Here is a 15,198-nt window from a genome sequence, read left to right on the forward strand (position 1 = left end):
CGGCGAAGCGGCCCGACAGCTGCTCGGTCAGCGTGGCATCGGCATGGCGGGACAGGGGGTGCAGGGGCGCTAGAGGATTCATTGGCGGGCTCATGTGCTGGCGAAGCGACCAATACAGCGTGCGAGCTGAGGTGGTCCAGTGTACTGGCTCTGTGCTGGTTGCCGCCGCTAGACTGCCGCATGGACCAAGAACGCAAAGGGTTGTGGCTGGGCTTCCTCGGGGTCGCGATCTTCGCGCTGACGACGCCGATGACGCGGCTGGCCGTCGGGCCGGCGGCCGACCCGCAGCTGTCGCCGCTGTTCGTCGTGGCCGGGCGCGCCGCGCTGGCCGGCGTGCTGAGCCTGGTCTATCTGATGCTCACGCAGGCACCGCGGCCGCGCGGCGCGCAGTGGTCGGCGCTCGCCGTTAGCGCCGCCGGCACGGTGGTCGGCTTCCCGCTGTTCCTCGGCCTCGGGTTGCGCGAGGTCGATGCGATGCATGCCGCGGTGATCACCGGCGTGCTGCCGCTGGGCACCGCGATCGCGGCGGCGGTGTTCTTCCGGCAGCGCCCGTCGATCGGGTTCTGGGCCTGTGCCGCGGTCGGCTGCGCGCTGGTGCTGGCTTTCGCGGTCCAGTCCGGCGGTGGCCTGCAATGGGCCGACGGCGTGCTGCTGCTGGCGGTGGTCAGCGGGTCGATCGGCTATGTGGCCGGCGCCCACCTGTCGCGGCAACTGCAGGCCGAGCACGTGATCTGCTGGGTGCTCGTGATCAGCATGCCGTTCACGCTGCCGCTGATGGCCTGGACCTGGCCGGCGCAGCCGGTGCACGGCGGTGCCTGGGTCGGCTTCGGCTATGTCACGCTGTTCTCGATGTGGCTCGGCTTCTTCGCGTGGTACCGCGGGCTCGCGCTCGGCGGTACGCTGCGGGTCAGCCAGGTGCAGCTGGTGCAGCCCTTCCTGACGCTGCTGTTCGCGGTGCCGGTGCTCGGCGAGCACCTGTCCGCGACGACCGTGCTGTTCTCGCTCGCGGTGATCGCCACCGTGTTCATCGGGCGCAAGATGCCGACACACCCGGCTTCCACCGCCTCGCCTCCCGTCACCTCTCCCGCCACGTCCTCAAGGAACTCCGCATGACCTCGCGCACCCCCTGGCAGCTCGCGCAGCGCGCCCACCGCATGAACCCGTCGATCATCCGCGAGATCCTGAAGGTGACCGAACAGCCCGGCATCATCTCGCTGGCCGGCGGGCTGCCGTCGCCCGACGGCTTCCCGGTCGAGGCGATGCGCGAGGCCACCACCCGCGTGCTGCGCGACACCCCGCGCGAAGCGCTGCAGTACGCCTCCAGCGAAGGCCTGCCGGCGCTGCGCGAGTGGGTCGCCGCGATGCTGCGCGGCCACGGCCAGCAGGTCGACGCGGCGCAGGTGCTGATCACCACCGGCTCGCAACAGGGGCTCGACCTGGTCGGCAAGGTGCTGGTCGACCCGGGCAGCCGCGTCGCCGTCGAATCGCCGACCTACCTCGGCGCGCTGCAGGCGTTCGCGCCCTACGAGCCGGTCTTCACGGCGGTCGACTGCGATGACGACGGCCCGCTGCCCGAGGCGCTGCACAGCGCCGAAGGCGCGCGCTTCCTGTACCTGCTGCCGAACTTCCAGAACCCGAGCGGCCGCTGCATGAGCGAGGCGCGCCGGGCCGCGGTCGTCGCGCGGGCGCAGGCGCTGAACCTGCCGCTGGTCGAGGACAACCCGTACGGCGACCTGTGGTTCGACGCCGCGCCGCCGCCGCCGCTGGCTGCGCGCTGGCCCGACGGCACGGTCTACCTCGGCTCGTTCTCGAAGGTGCTGGCCCCGGGCCTGCGCCTGGGCTACGTGGTGGCACCCGCGCCGCTGGTGCCGAAGCTGCTGCAGGCCAAGCAGGCGGCCGACCTGCACACGCCGGGCTTCAACCAGCGCGTGGTGCACGAGGTGATCCGCGACGGCTTCCTCGACACGCACGTGCCGACCATCCGCGCGCGCTACAAGGCGCAGCGCGATGCGATGCGGGCCGCGCTCGAGGCCCACATGCCCACCGGCTGCCGCTGGACGGTGCCGAGCGGCGGCATGTTCTTCTGGGTCGAGCTGCCGGCCGGCACCGATGCGATCGCGCTGCTGCCGAAGGCCGTCGCCAAGGGCGTGGCCTTCGTGCCGGGCGCGGCCTTCTTCGCCGAGCACGCGCAGGCGAACACGATGCGGCTGTCGTTCGTCACCGTGTCGCCCGAGCAGATCGAGCGCGGCATCCGCGCGCTGGCCGAGGCGCTGAAGGAGGCGGCATGACGCGCTTCGCATTCGCTCAGGTCGATGTGTTCACCGATGTCGCGCTGAAGGGCAACCCGCTGGCCGTCGTGCACGGCGCCGATGCGCTGGACGATGCGCAGATGCAGGCCTTCGCGCGCTGGACCAACCTGTCGGAGACGACCTTCCTGCTGCAGCCCACCGACCCGCTGGCCGACTACCGGGTGCGCATCTTCACGCCGGGCGGCGAGCTGCCGTTCGCCGGTCACCCGACGCTCGGCAGCTGCCACGCCTGGCTCGAGGCCGGCGGCGTGCCGAAGACGCCCGGTGCCGTCGTGCAGCAGTGCGGCGTCGGCCGGGTCGACATCCGGCTCGACGGCGAGCGCGCGGCCTTTGCGGCGCCGCCGCTGCGCCGCGAGCCGATCGCCGAGGCCGGGTTGCTGCCGGTGCTGGCCGCGCTCGGCCTGCGCCGCGAGCAGGTGCGGCAGGCGCAGTGGCTCGACAACGGCCCGCGCTGGCTGGGCCTGCTGCTCGACGCCGCCGACACGGTGCTCGCGCTGGAGCCGGACCACGCGGCGCTGAAGTCGCTGGCCAAGGTCGGCGTGATCGGGCCGCATGCGGCCGGCGGGCCCTGCCAGTTCGAGGTGCGCGGCTTCGCGGCGCCGATCGGCATCCCGGAAGACCCGGTCACCGGCAGCCTGAACGCGAGCCTCGCGCAGTGGCTGATCGGGGCCGGCGTGGCGCCGGCCCGCTACGTCGCTGCGCAAGGTACCCGGCTCGGCCGGGCCGGGCGGGTGCACATCGCGCAGGTCGACGGCCAGGTGTGGGTCGGCGGGCACAGCGTCAGCTGCATCCGCGGCGAGCTGGCGCTCTGAAGAGCCCCCTCAGGCGCGGCGCCAGCGCCACGCCTGGCGGATGGCCTGCCAGGCCGCAGCGCGCGACGGATCGTGCGCACGCATCAGCGCGCCGTAGCGGCGCCAGATGACGAACAGCGAAGAACCGAGGAAGGTCAGCAGTACCGTCGTCAGCACGATGATCGCGCGGGCCGGCTTCGATTTCCGATCGGGCGCCTGTGCCACGTCCACCTGCTGCAGTGCCGGGCCTTCCTTCGCCTCGTCCAGCTTCGCGATCTCGAACTGCCGGAGCATGCTCTCGAGCAATGTCTCCTGGAACTTCACCTCGCGCCGGGCGCGGATGTAGTCGACCGCCGCGCCCGGCAGCTTGCCGACCGGGATGTCGATGCTGCCGCTCGGGGGGCCCGTCGGCGCCGACTCCATGCGCGCCAGTTCGGCCCGCAGGCCGGCCAGTTCGGAGTTCAGGCGCTGCACGTCCGGGTTCTCGGACGTCGCGCCGGTTCGCATCACGCGCAACCGCACTTCGCGCTCGGCGATCTGCGCCTTCAGCTGGGCGACGCCGGCGATGATGGCCTCGGCCTGCTTGTCCAGCACGACCATCCCCGATTTCTCCTGCACGGAGCGCAACGATTGCTCGGCCTGGACGAGGTTCTCCTTCGTGTCCTTCAGCTGCTGCTCGAAGAACACGCGCCGCTGCTGCGCTTCGGACACCGCGAGGCGGCCGAGCAGCTTGGTCACTTCGGCTGCATGCGCGTTGGCGAGGTCGGCAGCGAACTGCRCCTCCTCGTCGTCGACTTCCACCGTCAGCACGCCGGACTTCTTGTCCGAACTGATCCGGATGTGGACGGCCATCGCCTTGCGCAGGCCGTCGTAGGTCTTGGCTTCGTAGCGCTGCATCAGGTTGAAGCGGCTCGCCAGCGCGCGCTGGACGCTGTCGCTCTTGAGCAGGCTCACGTAGAGCTCGTCGGGGGTCTTCGCGGCGATGCCTCCGGCCAGGCCGCCCAGCGAGCCGAGGGCCGCCAGGGCGGCGGCCGAGCCGCTCTGCTGCTGCGAGCCCGGCGCCAGCAACGTGGCTCGGGCGGTATAGATGTTCGCCATCAGCAGCGACGCGATGATGGCGCCCACGGCAGCGACCGCGGTCGCGCCCGCCACCCAGCGCTTGCCGTCGCCGAGCCACACCAGCAGGTCCATCAGGCCGATCGAAGGCCCGTCGTCCTCCGGCTCGTCGAGGGTGGGGGAAAGAACTTCGGGGTTGTCGATGGCGCTCATCGCTCAGTCCCCGCGCAAGGTCTTGATGGCGGCCGCACCGAGGCCGAACTGGTAGAAGATCTGCGAGAAGTCCTTCAGGTTGCGCATCGCGGCACGGCCCCAGCTCTCGTAGTCGAGCTGGTTCGGCACCACGACCGCATCGCCCGGCTGCAGCGGCTGCGACTCGAGGCTTCCGAACCAGCCGCGGCGTTCGTTCGCATGGCTGACGGTGCCGTCGGCGCGCAGCACGAACATGTTGGACGGCTCGGCGGCCTCGTCCAGGCCGGCCAGCTTCACGTAGTCGCCCACCGTGCGGTTGGGCTTCCACAGGAAGGCGTTGTTGTTGACGACGGCGCCGGCCACCGTCACGAAGCCGGGCCGGCTGGGCACCACGATGCGATCGGCGTTCTCCAGCGGCACGTCCGGCAACTGGCTCACCGAGTTCGTGTCGGGCGAGAGTTCGAGCGCGACGCGGCCGTTCGGCTGCACGCGGCTGAGGCGGGCCATCTGCGCCTGCGTCGCGGCCGAGCTGATCGCCGTCGCGCCGGCCTGCTCGTCGCGCCGGTTGGCCGCCTCGCGCGCGGCCTGCTGCGCCGACAGCACTTCCAGGCGGACGATGGCGGCCTGCAGGTTCTCGCGCTGGCGCTTGCGGGTCTCCTCGCGGCTGAACTCCAGGCCATACACGTAGGCCTGCGGCGTGAAGCCACCGGCCCGCGTGATCAGCTGGCCGAGGGTTTCGCCGGGCAGCAGCTGGTACACGCCGGGTGCGCCGACCTCGCCTTCCACCGAGACCAGCCGGGTCTGCTTGGCCACCGGCACGCGGATGTCCTTCTGGCTGTAGATGGTGACGACATCGCCGGCCTTCAGCTCGACGTTGTTGTCCGGATCGCCCTGCAGCACGGCCTTGCCGAGGTTGAACGGGATCACCTGCGTGCTCAGGTCCTTGTCGCTGAGCCGTTCGATGACGGCGTAGTCCCAGTTCAGCTCGTCGAACAGCGTGGCCGGCGTGCGCTTCGATTCGGCGGYCGCCAGGCGGTCCATGCGACGCCGCGCGCGCTCGCCTTCGCTGAGCGGGAAGCGATTCGGATCGCGCACGGCATTGGGATCGTTGGCGGCCGTGACGATCGGCAGCGTGTCCGTGCCGGTGCCAGCGTTCGTGTCGGCGGCATTGCCCGTCGCGCCGGAGCGAGGGGCACCGACGGCAGTGACCGCACTGCGGGCCGACCGCTGCTGGGCCTCTTCGAGCAGCACGTCATCGTCATCGGGGAGGACCTGCACCAGCAGGTTCTTGCGCCGGTAGAAATCCGGCGAGATCAGCGCTTCCTTGTCCGGGATCAGGTCACGGATGCGCATGCCCGGCGTGAACGCATAGCGCAGCGGCTGTGCCACGTGGCCCTTCAGCGTGACCGCGTTCGCGAACTTCGGCGAGATCGTCAGCAACGTCACGATGTCGCCGTCGCGCAGCGGCCGCTGCAGGCCGGTGGTGTCGAGCTTGAAGTCCTCGACATAGCGCGCGGCCGATCCCTGCGCCGCGTCGATGCGCTCGAGCTGCACGCGGTTCGGGTTGGTCAGCACCGGTGAGCCGCCCGCGTAGCGCAGCAGCTCGCTGACGGGCTCCTGCGTGCCCTTCAGTTCGTAGATGGCCGCGTTGTCGAGGGCACCGCTCAGCGCGACGCGCGGCCCGACCGGCTGGAACACCAGAACGTCGCCGGCCAGCAGCTGCAGGTCCTTGGACTTGTCGCCCTGCACCAGGAAATCGTAGATGTCGAGTTCGGACACCAGCTGGTTGTCGCGGCGCAGCTGCACCCGGCGCATCGAACCGTTCGGGCCCGGGCCGCCGGCGGCCACCACGGCCGACAGCATCGTGGCCTGGCTCGGCACCGTGTAGACGCCCGGCAGGCGGGCCGGACCGACGACGAACACCTTCAAGCCGCGCAGCTTGCCCAGCGACACGCTGAGGTTGAAGTTGCGGTAGAGCCGGCCGATCTGTGCACGCAACTGCGCCTCGAGCTCGGACGCCTTGATGCCCGAGACCGTGAAGCTGCCGACCTTCGGCAGGTTCAGCTGGCCGTTGCGGTCGACGGTGCTGCGGTAGTCGACGTCGATCGAGCCCCAGGCCCTCACCAGCACCTCGTCGCCGGGGCCGACGGTGTAGTCCGCCGCGACCGGCACGTTGTCGACCGGTTGGATCGCGCGCGAGGCCTCGGCGAAGAAGTTGCTGCCGAAGGGCTGCAGCTGGCGACCGGTGGCGGCCTCGACGAACTTCTGGAACTCGCTCGGCTTCGGCGGCGGCAGGTTGCGCAGCCGGGCCGCCGCATCGTCGCCGTCGCGCGCTGCGGGTTGCTGCCCGGCCGCCGGGACATTGCGCAGCGCATTGCCGGTCGCGGGGGCGCTGGCAGCGGTGGCATAGGCCGGGGTGGTGAACGAGCCGCCGGGCGGCTGTTCGTCGGCGGCCACGGCCAGTCCGGCATGCAACGGAAGCAGGAGCGCGAGGACGCGCGCGGCTCGCAAACGGGGCGCAGTCATTCGGGGCACGGTCATTCGAAGCAGGCTCGTGAAGGCAACCCCGAATGGTAGCGGATGGCCTCCCGCACCCGGCGGCCGCACGGCCGCACGCCGCTCACTCCTTGCGGTAGGTGTCGTGGCAGCCCTTGCAGGCCTGGCCGACGGTTCCGGCCGCGGCCTTCAACGTGTCGACGTTGCCGGACTTGGCCGCGACGTTCAGCTTCTCCATCGCGTCCTGCATCTTCGTCGCGGCGGCCTTGAACTTGTCCTGCTCGGTCCAGATCTCCGGCTTGGCCCGGGTCTCGCCCTTGTCGGTGCCGTCGATGAAGCCGGCGAACGGCAGCTTGGACACCATCGTCGCGATCTCGGCGTTCTCGGCGGCGGCCTTGGCGTCGAACGGGATGCGCCCGTTGGCCATCGCGGCGACGCGGCCGAAGTGCGCCGCCATCACGGTGAAGGCGCCCTTGCGGTACTTGACCGCGTCTTCGGGCTTGGCGAACTGGGCGGCCGCGGGAAACGCAGCGGCGAGGCCGGCCACGGTGGCGAGGACGAGGATCGATCGATTCATGCGGGATCTCCTGGCTGGGGCTGGGGATGTCGTGGAGGGGGGCAGGGCAGTGTACGCAGCAGCACGGCATTCCATTCCGGGCGCGCCTGACGCGCACCTTGACGCGTCAGGCGGCCGCGCCCAACATCCCCGTCATACCAACACCAGGGAGCACACGATGGCCGAGCGCATCCGCATGCGTTATTCGGTGGCGTTGCAGGGATTCAGCGATTTCGAGCGCGAGGGCGTGCAGTCGTTCCTGCGCCTGGCCGAGCAGCGCGCACCGGCCTACGAGCCTGCCGCCGACCTGGCCGAGGCCGATTTCGTGATCGCCGATGCCGACCAGCCGGCCGCGGTCGCCGCCGTGAGTGCAGCCGGGCGGCTGGCCGACACGGTCTTCGTCGGTGCCCGGGCGCCCGCCGGCGCGGCGGCGCACCTGCCTCGCCCGATCGAGCCGACCCGCATCGTGCGCGAACTCGACCTGCTGCTCGAACAGCGCCTTGCGTTGCTCGACGAGCCGCCGCAGGCCGACTGGGTCGCCTCCGACGTCGCCGCGTTCGATGTCGCCGCGGTTGCCGGCGGACGTGTCGCGAAGGACGTGCTGGTCGTCGACGACAGCCGCATCGCGCTCAAGTTCCTGCAGGTGCGGCTGATGCGCCTGGGCTACCGGGTGCACCTGGCACGCAACAGCACGCAGGCGCTCGATCGCATGACGACGCACAGCTTCGCGCTCGCCTTCATCGACATCGCGCTCGGCCCGGACAGCCCGATGGACGGCCTGCAGCTGTGCCAGTTCATGAAGCAGACCGCCCGCCAGTCGGCCGGCGGGCCGCGCATCGTGCTGATCACCGGGCAGGCCGCCGCGTCTGAACGGGTGCGCACCTCGCTGGCCGGCAGCGATGCCTACCTGGCCAAGCCGCTGATGGACCCCGAATTCCTGCAGACGCTGCGCCAGCTCGATCCCGACTTCGTCGCCCCTGCCGCAGGGTGATTCGATACACTCCATTTGAGAATGATTCGCATTTGGAGTAGCATCTGTCCATTGCCACTGTCGAGGATAGCGTCGCATGGACCTGCTCGTCGAAGAACACCACATGCCCGGCGTCGAGGCGATGCTGGCGGGAACACTCGCGTTGATGACCGGCTACAGCCAGTACCTGCAGGCCGCCAGCGACCCGGCGCACCGGGCGGGGATGGGCGAGAAGATCGCGCACAACCTCGCGCTGCTGGCCGGGCACCCGCAGCTGTCGGGCGATTGCCGCTGCGTGCTGTGGCACCTGCACGAACGCTGGGCCGTGATGGCCGGCTGCACGCGCGACGCCGGCGCGGCCTGCCATGCGCCGCAGTCGCCGGTGGAAGTCTTCAGCCTGCCGGGGACGCGCACGCTGCAGTGATCAGCGCGAGTTTTCGAAGGCCGACAGCAGCGCGGCCGCGAGGATCAGCGCGCCGCCCGCCAGCACGGTCGGCGTCAGCGTGCCGGCGCCGAGCGCGACGGCCGACAGCGTCGCGAACACCACCTCGCACAGCATCACGACCGACGTGACGTTGGCCGGCAGCCGCGAGGCGCCGTACTGCAGCGCGAGGTTGCTGGCGAGGAACGCGAGGCTCAGCGCGCCGACGGCAAGCAGCCAGCCGGTGTGCGGCGCCGGCAACCAGGGCATCAGCGCCTGCGACGCGAGCGTGGTTGCCAGCGTGCCGGCCACCAGCACGCCGCCGGTGAACATCGCGAGCGCGCGCGCCTCTTCCGGCCGGTGCGCCTGGTGGCGCAGCATCACGTTGTTGAGCGCGAACGAGAAGCCGCCGAGCAGGGCGAGCCAGTCCGGCAGCGATTGCGGCAACGGCAACGCGACGCCTGCGCCGGCCGGTTTCAGCACGATGAAGGCGCCGGCCAGGGCCAGCGCGATGCGCAGCGCGGTGGTCGGCGTGAAGGCCTCCTTCAGCACCAGCCGCGACAGCAGCACCGTCCACAGCGGCATCAGGTAGAACAGCAGCACGACGCGCACCACGTCGCCGATCACCATCGCCCAGTTGAAGGCCGCATTGGTGGTGCCCGACGCCAGCATCAGCAGCCACAGGCTCGGCGTGCGCAGCAGCGTGCCGAGGGCGCGGCGGCGCGTCGCGACGATCAGCAGCACCGCGACCGCGTAGACCAGCACGGTGGCCCACAGCGGGTGCAGGCCGAGCGCCTGCAGCTCGCGGAACGGCCACCACGAGACGCCCCACACCAGCGCGTTGAAGCCGAGGGCGAGCGCGGGGAGAAAGCCGGGGGCGGTTCGTGCGTCGCGGCCGGCGGCTGCGGGCGTCAGGTTCAATGCTTGTCGCTGCGGGCGAGGGCGAGCAGGTGATCGACCTCGTCGCGGTAGACGACCAGGTTGCGCGCATGCCAGCGGCGGATCAGCCACATGGTGCCGGCGACGACCAGGCCGAACACCGTGATCGACGCGAAGGCCGACATGCCGAACTTCGTCATGCCAGTGTAGAACGCGCCGAGCCCGAGGATGCAGGCCTGCTCGTTGAAGTTCTGCACCGCGATCGAGCGGCCGGCGCCCATCAGGTTGTGCCCGCGGTGCTGCAGCAGCGCGTTCATCGGCACCACCAGGTAGCCGCCGATCGCGCCGAGGATCACCAGGAAGGGAGCGGCCATCCAGACGTTGTGGATGAAGTTCAGGCCGATCACCAGCACGCCCATCATGATGCCGAGCGGGATCACGTTGGTCGCCTGGTCGAGCCGCACCCGCACCGATGCCGCGATCGCACCGACCGCGGTGCCCAGCGCCACCACGCCGGCCAGCGTCGAGGCCTGCGTGGTCGTGTAGCCGAGCGCCGCGGCGGCCCAGGCGAACACGATCACGCGCAGGTTGCCCGAGACGCCCCAGAACAGCGTGGTCGTCGACAGCGAGATCTGGCCCAGCTTGTCGCTCCACAGGCGGGCATTGCAGCTGGAGAAATCGCGCACCAGCTCGACGACGCTGTGCGAGAGCGGCTGCAGCGGCGCCTCGGTGCGCGGGATGCGCAGGTTGAAGAGCGCGGCGACGACGTACAGGAAGACGATGATCGAGATCGCCGCTTCGGGGGGGGTGTTGATGCCGGTGTCGACCAGCGGCAGGTCGAAGGCGAGCAGGTGCGCCGCGATCGCATGGCCGACCAGCTGGCCGCCGAGCAGCAGGCCCAGGATGATCGACAGGATGGTCAGCCCCTCGATCCAGCCGTTGGCCTTGACCAGCTGCGAGTTCGGCAGCAGCTCGGTCAGGATGCCGTACTTGGCCGGCGAGTAGGCGGCGGCGCCCAGGCCGACGATCGCGTAGGAGATCAGCGGATGGCTGCCGAACAGCATCATCAGGCAGCCGATCACCTTGATCGCGTTCGACGCGAACATCACCCGCCCCTTCGGCACGGCGTCGGCGAACGCGCCGAGGAAGGGCGCGAGGATCACATAGAACAGCGCGAAGATCGGACTCAGCGCCGGCACCTGCCAGGTGGGCGCGTGAGAGGTCTTCAACAGTTCGATGGCGCTCACCAGCAACGCGTTGTCAGCCAGCGAGCTGAAGAACTGCGCCGACATGATGGTGTAGAAACCTTTTTTCATTCGCTGAGAGCGTGCTGCCTGTCGCATGCCGGGTGGGCCCGGTCATCAATCGATGCAGCGCTCGACGCGGCCGCTGCTGGTTCCCCGCGGCGGCGGTTATAGCACGGGGCATGGTGCCCCCGTCGCGCCGACCGGCTCAGTACCCCAGCGACATCGTGACGGCCCCGGCGACGAAGCAGCTGGTCGCGATCGCCGTCGCCGCCAGCGGAATCCGGAACCAGTAGCGCAGCGCGAGCACGACGTAGGCGGCGCTCGCGATGCCGGCCAGCCACACGAAGGTGGGCGAGCGGCGCAGCACGTCCATGTGCATCGCGGCGAGCATCAGGTAGACCAGCGAGAACAGGATGGCGCCCAGGCTGTGGCTCGCGTTGAAGCCGATCCAGGCCTTCCACATCGTCGTGTCGCGGGTCAGGCGCGGCGAACTCGACCGCATCGCGCGCGCGACGTTGGCATCGCGCGGATCGAAGTTCGTGCCGGAGAACGTGAAGGCCAGGTGCAGCAGACCGAGCAGGCCGTAGATCGCTGCGCCGGCAAGGATCAGGATTTGGGACATGCGGGATTGTGTGGGTCGAATGCGCAAGCCTCGTTACGAGGCGCAACCCCGAGCGTTAGACTCCGATCCAGCCATCAGGAGCCGACCATGTCCGATCCCGTGTCCCACATCCTCAGCCTCGGTCGGGCATTGCCGCCGGAAGACCGTGAACGGCTCGTCGAGCAACTGATGGAATCGCTCAACGAGCCAGCCGCCGCTGAGCTCGACACGGCGTGGGAAAACGAGATCCAACGCAGGTTGGCCGAGTTCGAGCGGGGTGAAGTCCTGCCGATTGACGCAGAAGATGTGTTCGCCAAGGCTCACCGAATAGCGCGGTGATCAAGGTCTCCTTCCTTCCCGCCGCAGAGATCGAGCTGCTCAAGGAAGTCACCTACTACTCCAAGGGCGCCACGGGAGCTGGCCTGCGCTTCCAGGCCGCTGTCGAAGCGGCAGTTTCCCGCGTCAGGACGCATCCGTTGGGCGGTGCACCGAGCTTCAAGGAGACCCGCAGCGTCCTGGTCAAAGGGTTTCCGTTCAGCATCGTCTACCGGGCTTGGCAAGACAGGCTGCTTGTCGTGGCCATCGCCCCTCATAGGAAGCGCCCGCACTACTGGGCTTCGCGTGTCGACTGAGCGCAACCCGCTCACCCCGCCTTGCGCCGATTCATCTCCGCGCTCTCATAGAACGCCTTCTTCGACGCATACATCGCGTGGTCCGCCTCGTTGACCGCGGCTTCGATGCGCCCGCCGGCCTCGCAGGTGGCGATGCCGAGCGCGAAGCTCAGCGTCGTCGTGCCGTGGAACTGGTTGTTCAGCTCCGCCAGCGAGGCCAGCCGTTCCAGCAGCAGCTGCGCGGCGCGTGCATCCATCCCCGGCAGCAGCAGCGCGAATTCGTCGCCGCCGATGCGCGCGGCGCACATCGGCTTGTCGATCGCCTTCGTCAGCACCTCGCCGGCGCGCCGCAGCAGCGCGTCGCCGGCCGCGTGGCCCTGCGTGTCGTTGATCGTCTTCAGCCCGTTCAGGTCGGCCACCACCACCGTCACCGGCCACGGCCCCTTGCGCTCCAGCCGGTTGATCTCGTCGACGAAGAAGGCCCGGTTGCGCAGCTTGGTCAACGGGTCGTGCTTGCCGAGGAACTCGAGGTACGCCTCGGCCTGCTTGCGTGCCGTGATGTCGGTCAGCGAGATCAGCACCAGGTCCCAGTCGGCCTCGTGGCCGGGCAGCACCGAGAACTGCAGGTACACATGCAGCTTGTCGCCGGCCAGGTTGTAGTTGACGACCTCGCGCTGGTGCGTGGTCTTGCCGTTCCACAGGTCGTGCAGCTGGTCGGCGAAATGCGAGGCCATGTCGTCGCGGAACACGTCGTCCAGCCGCCGCAGCAGCGTGCCGCGGTCGGGCGCGCCGAACATGCGCAGCGTCTGCTGGTTCACGTCGATCACGCGGATCTCCTGCAGGCAGCGGCTGACGAACTCCGGGTGCACGTCGGTGAACACCCGGAAGTCGCTGATGCCCTGCGCGCGGGCCTCGTCGAGCAGCCGCTTCACGCTGCTGAAATCCTCCACCCACAGCGACACCGGCGAATGCTCGAACAGCCCGCGCGCATACAGCTCGCTCAGCCGCAGCGCCTCGGCCGCGGCGCTGCGCTCGGTCACGTCCTCGATCGCGAGCAGCACGCGATCCCAGCCGGCCTCGTGGCCCGGCAGCACGGTGGCGTTCAGCACGATGTCGAGGCGCCGGCCGTCCAGCGCGTAGTGGACCGTCTGGCTCGTGAAGCGGGTGCGGCCGTCCCACAGCGCGGCCAGCTCCTCGACGAGCTGCTCGAACATGTTGTCGCGAAACACGCGCGCCAGGTTCTCGACCAGGTGTGCCAGGTCGCGCGCGCCGTACAGCTCCAGCGTGCGCCGGTTCACCTGCAGCACGCGCAGGCAGGCCGAGCATTCGGCGACGCGGCGTGGGTCGGCCCGCAGGTGCGCGCGCAGGTCGGTCACGCCGGCAGCGCGCCAGCGCGAGAACAACGCATGCAGCGCGCTGTAGTCCTCCAGCCACAGCGACACCGGCGCGAGCTCGAACAGGCTGGCCAGCTCGGCGGGGGGCAGGGCCTCAGTAACGTTCATGGCTTGACGTTCATGGCAGCGGCGACCTCAGTGCGCATTCATCCAGGCTTCGATGGCATCCGGCTCCACCGGTGCCGCGTGGCTGATCAGCTCGCATCCGCCCGGCGTCACGACCGCATCATCCTCGATGCGGATGCCGATGTTCCAGTAGGCCTCGGGCACGTCGGGCGCCGGCTGCACGTACAGGCCGGGCTCCAGCGTGACGACCATGCCGCATTCGAGCCGGCGCGACGGCGCGCGCACGACCCGCCCGCCGCGGAAATCCGGCTGGTCGACGGCCGGCTCCTGCAGCGACAGGTACTCGCCGACATCGTGCACGTCGCGCCCCAGCCAGTGGCCGGTGTCGTGCATGTAGAAGCGCCGGTAGGCGCCGCTCGCCATCACCGCATCGACATCGCCGTGCCGGTCGTGCGACAGCAGCCCGTGGTCGAGCAGGCCCTGCGACAGCACGCGCACCGCGGCTTCGTGGGCGTCGCGCTGGCGGCAGCCGGGCCGCGTCGCGGCCACCGCCACCTGCTGCGCCGCCAGCACCACGTCGTACAGCGCGCGCTGCGGCGCGGTGAAGCGGCCATCGGCGGGAAAGGTGCGGCTGATGTCGCTCGCATACCCGTCGAGCTCGCAGCCCGCGTCCACCAGGCACAGCTGGCCGGCGCGCAGCTCGGCGGGGCCGGCCGCGTGGTGCAGCACGCAGGCATTGCCGCCGGCCGCGACGATGGTGCCGTAGGCCGGCCCGCTCGCGCCATGGCGGCGGAACTCATGCAGCAGCTCGGCCTCGATCTCGTACTCGCGTACGGCGGCCGCCGGGTCGGCGCGAAAGCGCTGCCCGCACCAGCGCATCGCGCGCGCATGGGCGCCGGCCGAGATCGCCGCGGCACGGCGCATCGTGTCGATCTCGTCGCTGTCCTTGATCAGCCGCATCTCGTCGACCAGCGGGCCCAGGTCGCGGTGCACCGGGCCCTCGGCGCCGAGGCCGGCGCGGGTGCGTGCGCGCGCCAGCCAGCCGGGCRGGCGCTGGTCGATCGCGCTCGGCACGGTGAACAGCGTCCAGACATTGCGCACACGGCCCATCAGCTCGGGCAGCAGCTCGTCGAGCCGCTCGATCGGCCAGGCCTGGTCGACGCCGAGCGCCTGCGGTGCGGCTTCGGGGCCGAGCATCGGCCCTTCCCACACCGAGCGCTCGGCACTGGCGCCGTGGCAGAACAGCTCGCTGCGGCCGTCGGCATGCAGCACCAGGCAGCTGTGCGGCTCGTCGAAGCCGCTCAGGTAGTGGAAGTGGCTGCCGTGGCGGAACGGGTGCTCGTTGTCGCCGTTGCGCAGCTGCATGGCCGCGGTCGGCACGATCGCGATGCCGCCGCCGGCCGCCGCGAGGCGACGGGCCAGTTCGGCGCGGCGCTGGCGGAAGGAGTGGGTGCGCATCGGGAGGAGGGCGCTGCGCCGCTGCGTCAGAACTCGCTGTCCGCGCGCGCTTTCGGCGGGTCGCCGGCGGCCGCCGCCGCCTCGGCGCGCTGCTTGCGCAGGCGGCGCAGCTCGCGCAGCATTTCCTTGTCGCCGGCCGTCGGGATGCGGC

15 protein-coding genes are annotated in these 15,198 nt (G+C 70.3%); 7 read left to right on the forward strand and 8 right to left on the reverse strand.

The window, feature by feature from the left end; genetic code table 11:
- The first annotated feature begins 180 nt into the window (after positions 1-180).
- The 3 genes from AC1D15_RS05075 to AC1D15_RS05085 are packed head-to-tail and all read left to right on the forward strand — an operon-like array spanning position 181 to position 3,121.
- Positions 181-1,113, forward strand: a complete 933-nt coding sequence (locus AC1D15_RS05075; RefSeq protein WP_477825151.1) for a DMT family transporter — start codon at positions 181-183, stop codon at positions 1,111-1,113.
- Positions 1,110-2,288 (forward strand): aminotransferase-like domain-containing protein, encoded by a 1,179-nt coding sequence (locus AC1D15_RS05080; RefSeq protein ID WP_465111401.1) that lies wholly within the window; start codon positions 1,110-1,112, stop codon positions 2,286-2,288. The genes AC1D15_RS05075 and AC1D15_RS05080 overlap by 4 nt, the downstream gene beginning before the upstream one ends.
- Complete coding sequence (locus AC1D15_RS05085) at positions 2,285-3,121, forward strand: PhzF family phenazine biosynthesis protein (protein ID WP_465111402.1); 837 nt, start codon at positions 2,285-2,287, stop codon at positions 3,119-3,121. Before AC1D15_RS05080 ends, AC1D15_RS05085 begins: the two co-directional genes overlap by 4 nt.
- A 9-nt stretch (positions 3,122-3,130) precedes the next feature.
- On the opposite strand, the gene AC1D15_RS05090 is transcribed toward AC1D15_RS05085, so the two are convergent.
- The 3 genes from AC1D15_RS05090 to AC1D15_RS05100 all read right to left on the reverse strand — a co-directional run bounded on the left by AC1D15_RS05090 (position 3,131) and on the right by AC1D15_RS05100 (position 7,421).
- Positions 3,131-4,369, reverse strand: a complete 1,239-nt coding sequence (locus AC1D15_RS05090) for a Wzz/FepE/Etk N-terminal domain-containing protein (protein ID WP_477825152.1) — start codon at positions 4,367-4,369, stop codon at positions 3,131-3,133.
- Positions 4,370-4,372: 3 nt separating this feature from the next.
- The gene (locus AC1D15_RS05095; protein WP_477825153.1) at positions 4,373-6,805 is read right to left on the reverse strand and encodes a polysaccharide biosynthesis/export family protein; all 2,433 of its coding nucleotides are present in this window, start codon (positions 6,803-6,805) and stop codon (positions 4,373-4,375) included.
- Between the two features lie 163 nt (positions 6,806-6,968).
- Entirely contained in the window at positions 6,969-7,421 is a 453-nt protein-coding gene (locus AC1D15_RS05100; RefSeq protein ID WP_465111405.1) for a c-type cytochrome, read from the reverse strand.
- 157 nt (positions 7,422-7,578) lie between these two features.
- Here AC1D15_RS05100 and AC1D15_RS05105 point away from each other — a divergent pair, with 157 nt between their 5' ends.
- Complete coding sequence (locus AC1D15_RS05105) at positions 7,579-8,391, forward strand: response regulator (RefSeq protein ID WP_047501484.1); 813 nt, start codon at positions 7,579-7,581, stop codon at positions 8,389-8,391.
- Positions 8,392-8,467: 76 nt separating this feature from the next.
- Positions 8,468-8,794 carry a hypothetical protein gene (locus tag AC1D15_RS05110; RefSeq protein ID WP_052211330.1) on the forward strand — a complete coding sequence of 109 codons (327 nt, stop codon included), beginning with the start codon at positions 8,468-8,470 and terminating at the stop codon, positions 8,792-8,794.
- Here AC1D15_RS05110 and AC1D15_RS05115 read toward each other — a convergent pair whose 3' ends face one another.
- The 3 genes from AC1D15_RS05115 to AC1D15_RS05125 form a co-directional block, all read right to left on the reverse strand.
- Positions 8,795-9,712: a DMT family transporter gene (locus tag AC1D15_RS05115; RefSeq protein WP_477825154.1), complete on the reverse strand. Its 918-nt coding sequence runs from the start codon at positions 9,710-9,712 to the stop codon at positions 8,795-8,797.
- The gene (lplT, locus tag AC1D15_RS05120) at positions 9,709-10,986 is read right to left on the reverse strand and encodes a lysophospholipid transporter LplT (protein ID WP_047501485.1); all 1,278 of its coding nucleotides are present in this window, start codon (positions 10,984-10,986) and stop codon (positions 9,709-9,711) included. The genes AC1D15_RS05115 and lplT overlap by 4 nt, the downstream gene beginning before the upstream one ends.
- A 136-nt stretch (positions 10,987-11,122) precedes the next feature.
- On the reverse strand, positions 11,123-11,539 hold the full coding sequence (locus AC1D15_RS05125) for an LIC_13387 family protein (protein ID WP_047501487.1): 417 nt from the start codon (positions 11,537-11,539) through the stop codon (positions 11,123-11,125).
- A gap of 87 nt (positions 11,540-11,626) precedes the next feature.
- Between AC1D15_RS05125 and AC1D15_RS05130 the strand changes: the two genes are divergently transcribed.
- Positions 11,627-11,857, forward strand: a complete 231-nt coding sequence (locus AC1D15_RS05130; RefSeq protein ID WP_047501489.1) for an addiction module protein — start codon at positions 11,627-11,629, stop codon at positions 11,855-11,857.
- A complete protein-coding gene (locus AC1D15_RS05135; RefSeq protein WP_047501491.1) occupies positions 11,854-12,150 on the forward strand; it encodes a type II toxin-antitoxin system RelE/ParE family toxin in 297 nt (98 codons plus the stop codon). Before AC1D15_RS05130 ends, AC1D15_RS05135 begins: the two co-directional genes overlap by 4 nt.
- 11 nt (positions 12,151-12,161) lie before the next feature.
- On the opposite strand, the gene AC1D15_RS05140 is transcribed toward AC1D15_RS05135, so the two are convergent.
- The gene (locus tag AC1D15_RS05140) at positions 12,162-13,631 is read right to left on the reverse strand and encodes a sensor domain-containing diguanylate cyclase (protein WP_477825155.1); all 1,470 of its coding nucleotides are present in this window, start codon (positions 13,629-13,631) and stop codon (positions 12,162-12,164) included.
- Between the two features lie 27 nt (positions 13,632-13,658).
- Entirely contained in the window at positions 13,659-15,047 is a 1,389-nt protein-coding gene (locus AC1D15_RS05145; protein WP_477825156.1) for an aminopeptidase P N-terminal domain-containing protein, read from the reverse strand.
- Positions 15,048-15,198: the final 151 nt, after the last annotated feature.

Source organism: Rhizobacter sp. P2_H2 (genome assembly GCF_056403375.1).

Coding starts and splice junctions, on each gene's coding strand:
- AC1D15_RS05105 (WP_047501484.1), top strand. CDS start 7,579: ATGGCCGAGCGCATCCGCATGCGTTATTCGGTGGCGTTGCAGGGATTC.
- AC1D15_RS05140 (WP_477825155.1), bottom strand. CDS start 13,631: ATGAACGTTACTGAGGCCCTGCCCCCCGCCGAGCTGGCCAGCCTGTTC.
- AC1D15_RS05125 (WP_047501487.1), bottom strand. CDS start 11,539: ATGTCCCAAATCCTGATCCTTGCCGGCGCAGCGATCTACGGCCTGCTC.
- AC1D15_RS05080 (WP_465111401.1), top strand. CDS start 1,110: ATGACCTCGCGCACCCCCTGGCAGCTCGCGCAGCGCGCCCACCGCATG.
- lplT (WP_047501485.1), bottom strand. CDS start 10,986: ATGAAAAAAGGTTTCTACACCATCATGTCGGCGCAGTTCTTCAGCTCG.
- AC1D15_RS05085 (WP_465111402.1), top strand. CDS start 2,285: ATGACGCGCTTCGCATTCGCTCAGGTCGATGTGTTCACCGATGTCGCG.
- AC1D15_RS05130 (WP_047501489.1), top strand. CDS start 11,627: ATGTCCGATCCCGTGTCCCACATCCTCAGCCTCGGTCGGGCATTGCCG.
- AC1D15_RS05100 (WP_465111405.1), bottom strand. CDS start 7,421: ATGAATCGATCGATCCTCGTCCTCGCCACCGTGGCCGGCCTCGCCGCT.
- AC1D15_RS05075 (WP_477825151.1), top strand. CDS start 181: ATGGACCAAGAACGCAAAGGGTTGTGGCTGGGCTTCCTCGGGGTCGCG.
- AC1D15_RS05110 (WP_052211330.1), top strand. CDS start 8,468: ATGGACCTGCTCGTCGAAGAACACCACATGCCCGGCGTCGAGGCGATG.